Origin of the sequence: Alteromonas sp. Mac1 (assembly GCF_001562125.1) — a bacterium.
In the GTDB taxonomy this organism is placed as follows: domain Bacteria; phylum Pseudomonadota; class Gammaproteobacteria; order Enterobacterales; family Alteromonadaceae; genus Alteromonas; species Alteromonas stellipolaris.
In genome coordinates this window covers 3,314,441-3,329,010 of record NZ_CP013932.1, presented here as the reverse complement: position 1 = coordinate 3,329,010, position 14,570 = coordinate 3,314,441, and the positions used below count along the sequence as shown (strand labels likewise).

Below are 14,570 nucleotides of genomic sequence, written 5' to 3'. Positions count from 1 at the left end.
AGCCACTAAGTCGTTTAGCTAAGCCACTTAACTATGCCACTTAACTAGGGGCCACTTAACTAGGGGCCATTTAACTAAGGATACTATTTCAATGAGCCGACACTTTGACAACGCTGAAGGATTATGTGAACAGAAAGATAAAGCCACTGAAGGCTTTGTTTTCAACCAAACCATGTTGCGTATTGCCGACCCTGCACGCTCACTCGATTTTTACACGCGAGTAATGGGCATGACATTGTTAAAGCGCCTTGATTTTGAAGAGATGAAATTTAGTCTTTATTTCTTAGCAGCGGGTGATGATTTTTCTGATATTAGCGATGACGATAGTGAGCGTACCGCCCAAACTTTTGGGAGGCCAGCTATGCTAGAACTCACTCACAATTGGGGCGATACCGCAGATAGTGTTCACTATCATAATGGCAATAGTGAACCAAAAGGCTTTGGTCATATTGGCTTTCACGTGCCGAATCTAGACTCTGCATGTGAAAGATTTGAAGCGCTAGATGTTCCTTTCCAAAAACGCCCTAACGATGGTTCGATGAAAGGTATCGCATTTATTAGAGATCCAGATGATTACTGGATTGAAATTTTCGACGCTAAGCAAACGGCAAAGGTATGCGCCCCGCACTTGACCAAGTAATGCAAGACGCGCCATTTTTGTAGAACCAAGCTTAGTCAGCGTAGCCCCATGGTGCTGCAGGTACGGGTATTGATTGGGTTAAATCAAAATCTACCCGGAATTCTCTGCCTTCTCTAATCAATCGGTAGGTAAAGGTTTCCGGGTAAATAAACATTTGCCAAATATTGGAGCTTGATTGGGGAATGCCACTTTTAGCAAACAAAGCTTTAGAGTAGGCATCGGCGGGGAAGGATTGAACCTGCGGCCAACCAGCATCGAGGGTATGACCCCCGTACATTGTCGATTCCGAATAGCTACCATCTTCATGGCGATGATCATGCTTAAGCGATAGTCCAGAGCCCGTTTTAGTGATGATCCACGTTCTAGACGCATTGTCGCCTACATGAAAGGGAATGTGCAATACATCGTCTGTACAGTGGCGAACATGCATGACCAGAGGTTTATCTGCCATGCTGCTAGAAGGCTGGTTATCAACCGTTATTTTCCCAGCAAACGCTTTTCCACATAGCGCGCGTATACTGTCAAAAAAGCTATCGTGGCTGGCAATCGACACTAGCGGAGCTGGCTGAACAATAGGTTCAGCGCTAGAATTCTGTGCGGCCATCAGCACTGGCACTGGTGTAGATACTAGCGCTAAGGTGCCTATAACCACTAATCGGGGGGCTACTTGAAGCAGTGTTGAGCTAATCTTCATGCGTTATCTTCTTCTTCTTATTATTATTATTATTAATTAGTTGCTCCAGTTTCTTGGTACTAATTGAACAGCACCTTCAACAACTTTCATGTCTAGCGGTACTTTACTCAATAGTGCCACTTTAGGATTATTCATATCTAATTTATAAACAGGGTTAGCAGCCAGAAAAGCGTTAAGTAAGTTCATCACTTCGTTGTTTAAAGGCTTTAAGTTTCCTTTGTAGTTACCCGCTTCTACACTTGAATCTAACAAATTAAGATTGCGGAGAAATACGGCTTTTTGCTCACTGTCATAATAAGGGCTGCCTTCAATCTGAAAGGTCAAGCGTACAGGGTATTTGAACGCGAAGGCGTTAATTTCTGCGCCTGTGTCTAAACCAAGGGATATAACATCGCGATTATCAGGACCGATATTTACATTTATGTCGTTCACATTCAGCTGTACGGGCAAGCCCATAAGATTAACGTTTTCAGTTAAATTCGGCATTTGCTTGTTAAGCAATGATTGAACTTCAGCATTTGAAAAAGAGAAAACCGCTATGCCGTTCGTGCTTGCACATCCGGTAAGAAAAAGGGTGATAGCAAAGAGTATAACTTTCATAAAAAACCTTCTGTATAGAGTTTATAGCCTGCAATGAATACAAGAAAAAATCTCGTAACAAGCAAGCTAATTACTCCCATTATGCCATTTGCCTCACATAAATGACGTTTATTTTGCTGGAAAGGCTTCAAGTAAATTGGCCACTAACTCGCCTAGTTTATTTTGTATAGTGACGGAATCGGTAGACTCTACCTCTACACTGCCTACTGCACTGTAAATAAACGTATCGCCACGTACCACATCAATTTGAAGATTTTGATATTGCGTCACGCGTTCACCAATAGGTACGCTGAATATACTGCCAAGGGAAATACCACCAGAACGCCCAAATACACCCGTGCCTAACCCTAGGTTTAACCTGGTGTCATTTTCTTCACTGGCAGTTGAAGGAAGGAAACCTACCAGTACATCTGCACCTTCTTCAGGCGAGGGCTTGAGACCTTTGGCGATAAGCGCTCGGCTAATCGCCGATGTGAGTTGGCTTTCTATTTCGGGGTTCAAGCTATTAAGTGGCGGTCGAACAAAAAACGTATTAATGTCAGCAAAATTCTGGCTTTCATCAATATTAATTTGCGGGCCCTTGTTAGCACAGCCTGCTAAAAAGCTTAAAGCCACTAAGGCAAAAAGCATGTAAAAGGGTTTTCTTACTATATGTTTACTTTTATTTGTTGGTGTCATAAGTACGCCGAGTAAAAAACTGCTGTAGTGGTTTAAAGTTGAAAACCACCAATTAGGATCGATTTATTATCGTAAATAACGCAAATTGAACACTAAGCCTCATCAATTCACGTAAACCCGTGGTTTTAATTCGCGGTCTATTAGCCATTGCGATAAACTACACCATAATAAATGAGCCCCTTCTAGATTAAGACGAAAAACCATGATCCACAATGATGTTCTACGACGCCTACGCTTTGCTTTGGCAATTAACGATACCGCTGCTATTGGTATTTTCAAGTTAGTAGACTACGACATGGATGTAGACTACCTTCATTCAATTATGAAAAAAGAAGGTGAAGAGGGCTATTTGCCTTGCAGAGATAAAATTATCTCTTTGTTCCTAGACGGCTTAATTATTAAAAGACGAGGCAAGCAAGAAGGTGTTGAGCCTGTTATTTTAAAATCCGGTGAGCGTTTAAGTAACAACGAAGTGCTTCGAAAAATTCGTATTGCTATGAGCTACAAAGACGAAGATATGATTAACGCGCTTCAAATGGCGGATTTTAGATTAAGCAAAAACGAGCTTTCAGCTTTTTTTAGAAAACCAGATCACAGAAACTATAAAGTGGCTGGCGACCAAGTAGTGCGTAACTTATTACAGGGCATGGTGAAGAAGTATCGCCCTGATGCGAAAAAATCAGCACATACAAAAGAGCAAGTACGCGAGAACGTAAAAGCGGATATTCAGGCGAAAAAAGCCAAAGAGAAAGCAAATAAGCCAAGTTCAGTGTGGGGTAAAACCTCTTAATCGCGAACTGATAACTAATGGGCGTTACGCTTTGCACCGTGTTAAGTGTGCAAAAGTATGAATATTCAAACTATGCGTAACGCTATTTTCTTTGGCAACACACTATATTAAACCTGCATGCCACATTCCTCGCCGCTTACGCAATATCAAGCACTAGTCGATTCGGGTAAGCTTCAAAAAGATCCCTCTCAGCAACACGCCATAGCATTACTACAGCAGCTGTACCTTTCATTACAGCAGGCTCAAGAAAACGCTTCTCATAAAAGTACGCAACCACAAAGTAAAGGTATATATCTGTGGGGCAAAGTAGGGCGGGGCAAAACCTTTCTAATGGACTTGCTAGACGAGAGTTTGCCAAGCACCTTATGCAAACGGCAACACTTCCATCATTTTATGCAGGACGTGCATAAGCGTCTCACTGAACTGTCTGGAAAATCAGAGCCCTTGCGCCACATTGCGAAGCAGCTAAGTAAGCAATACAAGGTGTTGTGTTTCGATGAGTTCTTTGTGTCAGATATTGGCGATGCCATGTTACTAGGTAACTTAATGCAATACATGTTTGAACTTAACATGGTGGTGGTGTGTACCAGCAATTGTGCACCAAACGAGCTTTATCGAAATGGTTTGCAGCGCGCACGCTTTTTGCCTGCTATTGCGGCAATTGAAGCTCATTTAAACGTACTGCATCTAGATGGAAAACAAGACCATAGAAAGCGTGCGCTCACTTACATTCAACGTTATTTCGAATTACCTAAGCCATTGCAAGCGCAGGCGGCATTGCATCAAACTCTACTTCGTCAGTTTGAATTAACATTTAATAGTTCGCCTTCTAGTATAACCATGTTAGGGCGAACTATTGATATCATCGCCGAAAGTGATGCGGATACAAATAACTCAGGCATAAGCCATAAGGCGGTTTGTTTCAATTTTTCGGCATTGTGTGAAGGGCCTCGAAGCCACTTTGATTATGTAGAATTAGCCAAGTTGTACAAAACCATTTTAGTGTTCAACGTGCCACCTATGAGTGGCCAGGCATACGAGCGAATTAAGGCACGGGGCACAGAAGATAACGGCTCGAATATTAACATCGCCTCTGCCGAAACCGGCGAGCGGGAAGTGGTTTTAGCACCCATGGATGATGCATTACGTCGATTTATTGCATTGGTAGATGAATGTTACGACAGTAAAACTAACTTGGTAATAACGTCTTACGTGCCTCAGGATGAGATTTATACCAGTGGCTCGCTTATGTTTGAATTTGAACGCACTAAAAGCCGATTGGTAGAGATGGCATCAGTAGAATATTTACAACAAGTGTCGAGCTAGTGCTGTCGCACAAACGCCTTAGTTTACTTTTTGATTGGTTAGCAATAGTGCAAGTGTTTGCATTCGTTTATGCAATTGTACAAAAGACTAAAATTTAGTAAAAATGACGATTCAGTAGTGTTGATGAAAATTGTTGAAATCTGTGAGTTAGGTATTTTTTATTTAAGTTATTGATTATTAAGAGTTAAAAATGTTGGCATCCAGGTTGCAAAATTAACTTCGACTTAACCTAAAGGATGACAATGATGAACACTTTTACTAAAACACTAGCTACAATTACACTTTCTTTATCTACTATTGGCATGGCAAACGCAGCAGATTCATTATTTGCAGCAGACGATTCAGTGTCTTCTAAATTATGTGTTGTTGCAGCACAAGGCAGTAAAATTCAACTGCACAAATCGATTAAAGATTCTGGTTTGAGCAAAAGCTATATTGCTGAAAATGTTACTTGTAATGATCAAAATATCTTAGCCTTTGTGCAAGATTATGCGGAAGACCCAGATAAAATGAATAACGTGCTAACTAACGGTAAATTTAATACCAACGTTGAAATTATCGATTTGGCTGCAGCAAATACAAAAAAGTAGTTATTTGGTAAATTGAAGCCTGAGCATGGAGTTTTCGTTTACATTGTTGTTGCTCAGCACATAATCTAAAAAAGGTGGCCATGGCCACCTTTTTGCTGTTTTAAATATAGCTTCCGATACCTAGTATCTTACTTACTAGAATGTAGGCCAAATTGGCTTACATACTTTTAAGTGCATCAATAATATCTTGCGGCTCTGAACGAGTTCTATAATCAACATCCACATAACGCCAGGTTACGTCGCCATTTTGATTGAGCACAAAGGTTGCTGGAATAGGCAGAATGTTACCATTGCCGTTGTTGACGGTTTCTAGGTCAAGTTGCCTATCGTTTTTCATGTGCTCAATTAGGAATTCAGGCACTTCCCATGCTACGCCGTACTTGGCTGCCACTTTAGCACTTTGATCTGACAATACGATAAAATCCATTTTGCTAATTTCATCTTCGCTGAGCGAATCATCGGGTACCTGCGGGCTTATAGCCACTAGGGTTGCGCCTAGACTCTTAATATCATCTAATCGAGACTGTAGGGCACGAAGCTGCAAATTACAGTACGGGCACCAACTGCCACGATAGAAAGTTACAACAACAGGTCCATGGCTTAAAAGGGTGGGGAGGGAAACAGTATTTGCTTTTGCATCTGGCAGCGTGAATTCAGGTGCTTTATCGCCAATTGCCAATGCATCACTGCCTTGCTGAAACGACTTAGCTTTTGCTATTTCTGCATCTACCCCTTTCATGAAATCTGGGTTGCCTTTACGGCCAGCCTCAACCTTCGCTTCAGTTTGTTCTTTTAACGTTGCCATACGAGCCTCATGGTGTGATACATCATAATGACGCATCGTGATAATCATATGCGAGTGAAGTTAACGCCTTATTGAGACTAATAAAACCTATTTGCACTACATTTACGATTATCTAGTCCGGAAATGCGGTACTACGCAGAAACATGCCTGTTCTCATAAGATATTGGATAATATTCTGGACACCCACACGTATTTAGTTATTAACTAGCAATTCACTTACCTAGCCTTTTCACTTTGTATCATTGAGGATTAACTATGAGCCTTCAGCGGGAAAACAGCCAGCAGCAGGAAAACAAAGCCATTCCACAAGAAGCTTTCGATTGGTACGACGCTTATGCCCACGGTGGTATGGATAGACGCACATTCATGACCAAACTCACAGGATTAGTTGCCCTTGGCTATTCCATGTCTTTCTTAACCTCGTCATTAATGCCTAATTATGCGTTGGCTGAACAAATATCCTTTAACGATCCTGAGATTACCGCAACCTACGAAACCTTTGCTTCACCCAAAGGCCATGGAGAAGGTAAGGGCTATTTAGTCGTACCGAACGCCTTAACCCAAGATGAAACCACGCAAAAGAAAGCGCCGGTAGTATTGGTAATACACGAAAATCGTGGGCTAAACCCTTACGTTAAAGATGTAGCCAGAAGACTTGCGAAGGCAGGCTTTATTGCGTTTGCCCCCGATGCCTTGTTTCCATTAGGAGGCTACCCTGGCAACGACGATGAAGGTCGCGCTATGCAGCGAACCCTGGACCGTTCAAAAATAGAACATGATTTTGTGGCCGCCGCTGAATTTATAAAAGCGCATGAATTGTCTAGTGGAAAACTTGGCGCAGTGGGCTTTTGTTTTGGTGGTTATATGGTGAATTATCTAGCCGCCGTCGATAGCGACCTTATAGATGCAGGTGTTCCTTTTTACGGCACTCCAGCAGCCAAAGCGTTACGCAAAAATATTGAGGCGCCTTTACTTATTCAGCTCGGCGAATTAGACGAGCGAGTAAATGCAACGTGGCCAGAGTACGAGGAAGACTTAAAAGCGAATGATGTCTCGTACGCAATGCATATGTACAAAAATGCAAATCATGGTTTTCATAACGATTCTACGGGGCGGTTTGACAAAGAAAATGCTGAGTTAGCATGGTCTAGAACCATAGCATTTTTTAACGCTAAACTGGCGTAAGCTAGTTTAATATCCACATTGCTAATGCAAGGTCTTTAATATAAGTCTCTTTTTTCAAGGGCTTTGGAAGTTTGGGGCCTTGCTTATATTACTTGTTTCTTCCCCCTCCATCTCGAGCTTTTATAGTATATTACATCGTGTTTGATAGCCTTTTGTTTAGTGAAGTTGTCCACCATTGACTGACTACATCGAAATTTTTCTATATCAATATAGATATTCTTTTCCCTATTTTTTGCTTCAAAGCACAGAGTGGAATGGTATCTGGTTCGGGAGTACTCAATAGACGTAATATCCACCCATGCTAGCTTGGCTTCTTGCCCTTCGAAGTTATAAAGCACCCCATCTTTATTTAGAATGAAGTGGTCCTGAGCATGAGTTTTCCACTTTTTTTTGTAGTACCAGTATAAAAAGGGGGCGGCGGGTAGCATTAAGGCGCCAACTATTTGCCTAAAATCATCTTCGCTTCCTTTAACTAGTGTCCATGTACATATCACACCAATTACCGAACTAATTAAAAATAGTAATAGGCTAATGTCTTTGTAGTCCCCACGAATGGATACGCTATCGCTTTCCTTATCTAGTGTGGCTAATCTAGCTTTAATGCTATTAACTCGCCCAGGAAATGCTTCACGGTCAATACTTTCTAATGCCTCAAGTAACTCGCGATACGAGTAATTTGCGTAATTCGGTTCCATGAATTTTGTATCAATTAGTTAGTAAAATCATTTGAGCAATATAAAAATTGCAAAGGCGGATGGCAAACTTACCGCAGTTTATAACATTCATAAGGTGTTTCAAAATAGCGTGAGAACCACTACGTAATGTATATCTTAGTTGTTGAAAATTAAAGAGTGTTTTAATTTTTCAAGTGAAAAGTTCACTGTCGTGGTGCACCTCTCATTGCTACTAGCGATCTCTTGGTGCATTGTTAAAGAGTAAATAAAGATGTTGTGAATAATTATATTCAAAACCGGTCAAGATGAAACTCATCAGATGAGTTGCTAAAGCTAGAGAAATACTATGCTGAGTAAAATTTAGGCGGTAATTAATACTAAAGTTTAACGTTGTTGGTATGTTTATTGTGATGTGTTAACTGAACACTCACTTGGTTTTCCTCCAAGTGGGCACGTAGTAGCAGTTGAAGCAGGAAACACACTCATGATAAAAACAAATACACCGTTGCGTCCTACACTATTAAGTGTATCTATAGCGGCAATGTTTGCCGTCAGCCCTGCGTATGCACAAGAAAGTGAAACCGCCAGTGCTGAAACTGAAGAAGAAAAGATTCAAGTAGTAGGTCGTCGTATCTCTACTACCGAGGTAGCAATTGGTACTGGTGAAGTAACCAATACGCTAGCCGTTACACGTGAAGCGTTGTTGTCGGCTCCAGGTGGTATATCTGGGCTCAAAATGTTAGAAAGTTTACCTGGATTTAATGTGCAAACGGACGGTGCATTAGGATTATATGAGTTTGGAAATTCTGTGAATGTGCGCGCATTTAATTTAAGCCAAATGGGCTTTGTATTGAACGGCGTACCCATGGGGCGTTCAGATGCCTTCGGCGGTAGCCCTATTTTCAGATATGTAGATAACGAGAACTTAGCATCTGTAGTGGCATCTCCGGGAGCCGGTGATGTTTCCGCACCAAGTTATTCTACCTTAGGGCCTATAGCTTCTTACTATTCGGTTGACCCGTCTGACGAAGCCGGTGGCATGATGTCTTACACTATTGGCGATGATGATTTAAATCGCTCTTTCGTTAAACTGGAAACCGGCGACATAAATGGTTTCAAAGCCTATGTGAGTCGCTCGAAAACCGACAGTGATTTATGGCGCGGGCCAGGTACTATCGACCGAGAGCACATTGAAGGTAAAGCAATTTATGCCTTTAGTGACGAGACTAAATTTACCGTTAGCTATGTGGCGAACGACTTCTTCGATTACGACTCGCCCTCCGGTACCGAAGCGACTTTTGATGATAACTATTATTACAGCTACCTAGATGCCATTCCTGAAGGCTGTATTGCCCCTTTAACGGGTGTTTACGATTTCAATCAAGATGGGGTAGTGGATGAAAGCGATTTTACCCCTGTGTTTACCGGCAGTAATTGTACAAGTTACTACGAAGATCGCGTAAACGTTCGTGATGATAAACTCTATTCTGCCCAGCTTGAAACCTACCTGTTAGATAACTTGTTATTTACCGGTACTTATTATTTTGAAGACAAAGATGGTTATGGTGTTTCTCCCGATTCTTATAGTAACACCTTAAGTATTTACGAAGATCAGGCAGCCGCAGGGCTAGATGTGGTGCACCCACGGGGTGTGCAATATGGTTTGTCGTCAGTAGGGGGAGATAGAAAAGGCTTCGTTGCTGATTTCAGCCTAGAACTCGATGCCCACGATATACAATTTGGTGGCTGGCAAGAAAAAGACACTTACCACCGTACGCAACAGCGGTTAAATAAAACCGGCGGTAGTGCGGATGGTGACGTGATTTGGGATGAGGTGGCATATTATCGCCGAGACTACACCTCGGTCCGTGAAACTACGCAGTTGTACGTGAAAGATACCATTAGCTTAATGGACGACAACTTGAAGCTTGAATTGGGGATAAAGTCATTAAGTGTTGATTATTCACTAGATGGGTATCGTGATTATGATGATTACGAAATTGACGGTGAAGCAGGTTATGGGCCTCAGTCTGTGGGCGGCAAATTTAGCAACCATTTCTTACCTTCAATAGGCGCGGTATACACCCTAAATGACACCGACCAAGTTTTCGCATCTTACTCGAAAAACTACGCGCTACCTAATGGTACAGACGACATTTATGACAATGCGGTTAGCTTTGAACCCGATACTCCTGAAGGTGAAGAAGCCGATAACCTTGAATTAGGTTACCGTACCAACAAAGAAAACTTTAATGCGGCATTGGCTTTATTCTATACCCGCTTTGATAATCGTTTGTTTGCCAGTAACGTGTTAAACCCCGCGACTGGTCAACCTGAGAGCTTTTATATTAATGGCGGCGCTTCAGAAGCCTACGGATTTGAATTGTCAGGTGTTTATCAGCCTGAAGTATTCAAAAAACAGTTATACATGAACGCTAATGTCTCGTACAAAAATGCCAGCTTAGTAGACGGCTTTGGCAGTAACCCTGAAGGCAGCGCCTTGGCTGATAGTCCAGATTGGGTGATGACAGGTGGCATTACCTACGAGCCAACAGAATGGTTAGTAGCGAATGTGTCGGCAAAATATACCAGTAGTCGTTTTACCGATTATGCCGAGACCTATGAAATGGATAGCTACACCACGGTAAGTGCCTATGTAGATTTAGGTGGTGTGAACCCCTTCGGTATGCCTGAAAATGTGAGCTTACGGTTAAACGTAGATAACCTTTTCGACAAAGAAGTCTTGTCGTTTGCGTTTGTAGGATCGGCTTTCTATCGCCCTTTGAGCCCTCGTAACGTGCAGGCATCATTAACGGTGGCTTTCTAACATGACAACGAAAACAAAACTAAATCAGTTAAACAAAACAATGCTAGGGGTAGTGGTCGCCCTAGGTCTTGGAGCTACTGTAACGAGCGCCGTAACGCAGGCAGCCGATGCTGTAACACGAGAAGAAGCTGAAGCTATTCAGCGTAAACTGGTGACCTTAGACACACACCTAGATACGCCTGCGCATTTGGTAAGGCCTGGGTTTGATATTATGGAACGGCATACTTATGGCCACGACTTTTCGCAAGTTGATGTACCGCGTATGCAAGAAGGAGCGTTAGACGGTGGCTTTTGGGTGCTTTATACCCCGCAAGGACCGCTAACTACAGAAGGTTACCAGCAAAGCCGCGACACTGCTTTACTGCGCGCACTTGCAGTACGCACCATGGTGACTGAACATCCTGAAACTTTTGCGTTAGCGCTTAACCCTGATGATGCGAGTGAAATTAAAAAAGCAGGCAAACATATTGTTTATATGAGTATGGAAAATTCCTATCCCTTAGGTACGGATATGAGCCTACTTGAAACGTTTTATAAGTTTGGGCTACGAATGGCGGGGCCAGTACATTTTAAAAACAATCAGCTTGGTGATAGTTCTACCGATCCCGAAGGGGTGAAGTGGGGCGGGCTTTCGCCGTTAGGTGAAACCTTTGTGAGCGAAGCCAATAGATTGGGTATTGTACTTGACGGTTCCCACGCTCACGATGAAACCGTTAAAGACATGATTAAGCTGTCTAAAACTCCCATCATTTTGTCCCACACCGGCGTGAAAGCAATTTACGATCATCCGCGAAACATTGACGACGACTTACTGAAGCAGCTTGCGGAATCTGGCGGTGTCATTCAAATGAATGCTTACAGCGACTACCTTACTGCACTGCCTGAAAACCCCGAGCGAAAAGAAGCTTACAAGGGGTTAATGGCCATGGTCAAACAAGGTGCTGATCACAAGGATTTGTTAGAAAAGCGCAGGGAAATTGAGCATGAGCATCCCGCGGTTAAAGCGTCTTTTGATGTTTACATGAAACACTTTTTACATGCGTTAGCGGTGGTAGGGCCTAAGCATGTAGGAATTGGCGCTGACTGGGATGGCGGCGGCGGTGTAGACGATATGATGGATGTGGTTAATTTACCCATGATCACACAGCGATTGTTAGAAGAGGGCTATACCGAAGAAGACTTAGCAGATATATGGAGTGGTAATGCATTAAGAGTGCTTCAACAGGCTCAAGACTATGCTGCTAGTTTGAAAACAGCGAGTAAATAGTTACACTGAATTGAAAACGCGCTCTATTCATTTGGTGAGTAGGGCGCTTTTTTATTTCTGATTAATAACGTGGAGTATGCATGAAATCGTTACCTCTTTTAGCCTCAACACTTGCCGCAGTATCTGCTTTATCGACGCCATTGTTTGCCCATGCGGGCACTGATGATTTTGCCGCAGGCCCCGTTTTTAATAACTATGGCAAGCATGCACCAGTGCCAGGCGTGAGTGTATCGCCTCAGCAACAATTTAAAGTCGCCTTCGATGTAGCCAAAGGGGCTGATGTGGGCAAGGTTAACCGCAAATTTGATTCACTAGCTCGTTTTATTAATATGCATGTCACCAATGGCGCTAAGCTTGAAAATATTCAACTCGCGTTAGTGGTTCACGGCTCAGCCACGTTTGATGTGATTAATAACGCGGCCTATCAAAAGAAAAAAGGTGAAGATAACGGCAACTTAGATTTATTGCGTGCGCTTATGGATAAAGGCGTACGAGTAATCGTTTGCGGACAATCCTCAGCCGCTAATGATGTAAGTTCTGAAATGCTAATAGAGGGCGTTGAGATGGACTTATCTGCGATGACAGCCCATGCCCGTTTAAGTGAACAGGGTTTCAGTACTAACCCGTTTTAATTGTTGCTACTGCTAAGCATTCCCTTTTTAATAATATCTAAAAAAGGTGTGTTAGCAGGCAGTGTTCCATACGCCAAGCCTTGCTGTTTGCCTAACCTTGCTTCACAAAAGGTGTTCGCCATCACGCTATCGCTCTCATTCAGAAGCAAGGCACCTTGCATGGCAAGGGCAGTATGCTCTGTAATTAAACGGCTGCGAATTTCTAGGGTGGCGGTATCTTCGAAAGCGTCTAAAAGATTTTGCAGGTGGTTATCGTAGCAGGCGTTTTTCCCTTTGGCGCTATGCAATAAATCAAAAAGCGCCGCTTTAGATTCTGGCTCTTTGTGCAATGCGCGAAGTACATCTAAGCATTGTACGTTACCACTGCCTTCCCAAATTGAATTAAGCGGAGCTTGGCGATAAAGCCTAGGCAAAATATTCTCTTCTACATAACCTAGCCCCCCTAAGCACTCTTGTGCTTCGTTAATAAATGCAGGGGTTCGCTTACATATCCAGTATTTACCAATCGCCGTTGCGATACGAGCCAGTGCGGCTTCTTTCGGATTGATTTTACTAGCATCAACGGCGCGAGCGACCCGCATGGTCAAAGCCAGTGCCGCCGAACATTCAAGCGTAAGGTCGGCGATGACATTTTGCATTAAAGGCTGATTGATAAGCGTGTCACCAAAAGCCTCACGGTTGCTGACATGATGATGGGCTTGAACTAACCCTTGTCTCATAGAAGCCGACGAGCCAATCATGCAATCAAGGCGTGTAAGCGACACCATATCTATGATAACGCGTACACCACGACCTTCATCTCCGACTAAGTAGGCCGTTGCGCCTTGAAACTCCACTTCTGATGAAGCATTGCTCCAGTCTCCGAGTTTGTCTTTCAAACGTTGAATACGTACTTCGTTTAAGGTGCCGTTAGGCATTACTCTTGGTAATAGAAAGCAGCCTAGGCCAGCGTCAGTTTGTGCAAGTATTAGGTGGCCATCGCACATAGGAGCAGAAAAGAAGAACTTGTGCCCCACAATACGGTAACTACCATCTTGTTGTTTTGTCGCAGTGGTGGTGTTGCGGCGAACATCGGAGCCACCTTGCTTTTCGGTCATTCCCATACCAATAGACAGGCCATTCTTGTGTGCTGCTGGCAAGGTACGGTGATCGTATTGTCCTTGCACCACCTTATCTACCCAATAGTCAGGTAAGCCTTTAGCTTGTCGTAGTGCCGGAATGGCGGCATGGGTCATGGTTAGTGGACAGGTTGTGCCCGCATCGGCCTGATATTGCATGAAAATTAACGCGGCTCTTACAACATGAGCACCTTGCTGGCTTTCATTTTGCCACGAGTAGTTATGCACGTTACCCTGCATAGCCGCGCTCATAAGTGCGTGGTAGCTAGGGTGAAATGCTACATCATCAATTCTGCGACCATACCGATCGAAAGGATGAAACTCGGGCTTATTTTTATTAGCAAGTTCGCCATGCTCCATTAATTCAAAGCCTGCGACTTGTCCGAAGTCACCTAACTGTGTTTCTACATCAGCACTAGGCGACACTAAGTTGGTTAACACAGCATGCTTAAGCAGTGCGTCACCGTGCCATAAGTTATATGAAGGAAGGAAGGTTGGCTGATTCTCAACAACATGGGTTTGGAACGACGTCGGTGAAGTCATAATAAACTCGCCTTAAAATTTATTAAACATTACCCTTTATGTCTTTTTGTGTCAATTTTTGTAATTTAGTTGTTGGGTCACCTTTAAAGAAGCTGCTCGAGCGCCGTTATTCTAGAGGACTTATTTAAGTGCGTATGTTTATGCGCTTGTGACTAAGTAAGACAGGGAAAAAGGATATCTTTGTAAATGCATGACATTTAG

General features: G+C 43.0%; 14 protein-coding genes. 8 read left to right on the top strand and 6 right to left on the bottom strand.

Going from position 1 to position 14,570, the window contains the following annotated elements; translation table 11 throughout:
• Nucleotides 1-91: 91 nt before the first annotated feature.
• Nucleotides 92-640 (top strand): lactoylglutathione lyase, encoded by a 549-nt coding sequence (gene gloA, locus AV939_RS14265; RefSeq protein WP_057790320.1) that lies wholly within the window; start codon nt 92-94, stop codon nt 638-640.
• A 31-nt stretch (nt 641-671) separates the two neighbouring features.
• Here the strand turns inward: gloA and AV939_RS14260 are convergent, their stop codons facing one another.
• From AV939_RS14260 to AV939_RS14250, 3 genes are all read right to left on the bottom strand, one after another.
• Nucleotides 672-1,244 carry a hypothetical protein gene (locus AV939_RS14260; RefSeq protein WP_057795995.1) on the bottom strand — a complete coding sequence of 191 codons (573 nt, stop codon included), beginning with the start codon at nt 1,242-1,244 and terminating at the stop codon, nt 672-674.
• Between the two features lie 126 nt (nt 1,245-1,370).
• Nucleotides 1,371-1,934 carry a DUF1439 domain-containing protein gene (locus tag AV939_RS14255; RefSeq protein WP_057790322.1) on the bottom strand — a complete coding sequence of 188 codons (564 nt, stop codon included), beginning with the start codon at nt 1,932-1,934 and terminating at the stop codon, nt 1,371-1,373.
• Nucleotides 1,935-2,042: 108 nt separating this feature from the next.
• A complete protein-coding gene (locus AV939_RS14250; RefSeq protein ID WP_057790325.1) occupies nt 2,043-2,612 on the bottom strand; it encodes a DUF4136 domain-containing protein in 570 nt (189 codons plus the stop codon).
• A 202-nt stretch (nt 2,613-2,814) separates the two neighbouring features.
• Here AV939_RS14250 and AV939_RS14245 point away from each other — a divergent pair, with 202 nt between their 5' ends.
• From AV939_RS14245 to AV939_RS14235, 3 genes are all read left to right on the top strand, one after another.
• Nucleotides 2,815-3,402 (top strand): DUF1456 family protein, encoded by a 588-nt coding sequence (locus AV939_RS14245; protein WP_057790327.1) that lies wholly within the window; start codon nt 2,815-2,817, stop codon nt 3,400-3,402.
• A 117-nt stretch (nt 3,403-3,519) separates the two neighbouring features.
• Complete coding sequence (gene zapE, locus AV939_RS14240) at nt 3,520-4,728, top strand: cell division protein ZapE (RefSeq protein ID WP_057790328.1); 1,209 nt, start codon at nt 3,520-3,522, stop codon at nt 4,726-4,728.
• A 242-nt stretch (nt 4,729-4,970) separates the two neighbouring features.
• Nucleotides 4,971-5,318, top strand: coding sequence for a DUF3718 domain-containing protein (locus AV939_RS14235; protein WP_231518136.1), 348 nt, complete (start codon nt 4,971-4,973; stop codon nt 5,316-5,318).
• Nucleotides 5,319-5,475: 157 nt separating this feature from the next.
• On the opposite strand, the gene AV939_RS14230 is transcribed toward AV939_RS14235, so the two are convergent.
• On the bottom strand, nt 5,476-6,123 hold the full coding sequence (locus AV939_RS14230) for a peroxiredoxin-like family protein (RefSeq protein ID WP_057795997.1): 648 nt from the start codon (nt 6,121-6,123) through the stop codon (nt 5,476-5,478).
• A 255-nt stretch (nt 6,124-6,378) separates the two neighbouring features.
• Between AV939_RS14230 and AV939_RS14225 the strand changes: the two genes are divergently transcribed.
• Nucleotides 6,379-7,308 carry a dienelactone hydrolase family protein gene (locus tag AV939_RS14225; protein WP_057790332.1) on the top strand — a complete coding sequence of 310 codons (930 nt, stop codon included), beginning with the start codon at nt 6,379-6,381 and terminating at the stop codon, nt 7,306-7,308.
• 83 nt (nt 7,309-7,391) lie between these two features.
• Here the strand turns inward: AV939_RS14225 and AV939_RS14220 are convergent, their stop codons facing one another.
• Complete coding sequence (locus AV939_RS14220) at nt 7,392-8,003, bottom strand: hypothetical protein (RefSeq protein WP_057790335.1); 612 nt, start codon at nt 8,001-8,003, stop codon at nt 7,392-7,394.
• A gap of 463 nt (nt 8,004-8,466) precedes the next feature.
• On the opposite strand from AV939_RS14220, the gene AV939_RS14215 reads away from it, so the two are divergent.
• From AV939_RS14215 to AV939_RS14205, 3 genes are all read left to right on the top strand, one after another.
• Nucleotides 8,467-10,809, top strand: coding sequence for a TonB-dependent receptor (locus tag AV939_RS14215; RefSeq protein WP_057790337.1), 2,343 nt, complete (start codon nt 8,467-8,469; stop codon nt 10,807-10,809).
• A gap of 40 nt (nt 10,810-10,849) precedes the next feature.
• On the top strand, nt 10,850-12,076 hold the full coding sequence (locus tag AV939_RS14210) for a dipeptidase (RefSeq protein WP_167347548.1): 1,227 nt from the start codon (nt 10,850-10,852) through the stop codon (nt 12,074-12,076).
• A gap of 80 nt (nt 12,077-12,156) precedes the next feature.
• Nucleotides 12,157-12,708, top strand: coding sequence for a DsrE family protein (locus AV939_RS14205; RefSeq protein ID WP_057790339.1), 552 nt, complete (start codon nt 12,157-12,159; stop codon nt 12,706-12,708).
• Here AV939_RS14205 and AV939_RS14200 read toward each other — a convergent pair.
• Nucleotides 12,705-14,369, bottom strand: coding sequence for an isovaleryl-CoA dehydrogenase (locus tag AV939_RS14200; protein WP_057790342.1), 1,665 nt, complete (start codon nt 14,367-14,369; stop codon nt 12,705-12,707). The genes AV939_RS14205 and AV939_RS14200 overlap by 4 nt on opposite strands.
• Between the last annotated feature and the right edge of the window lie 201 nt (nt 14,370-14,570).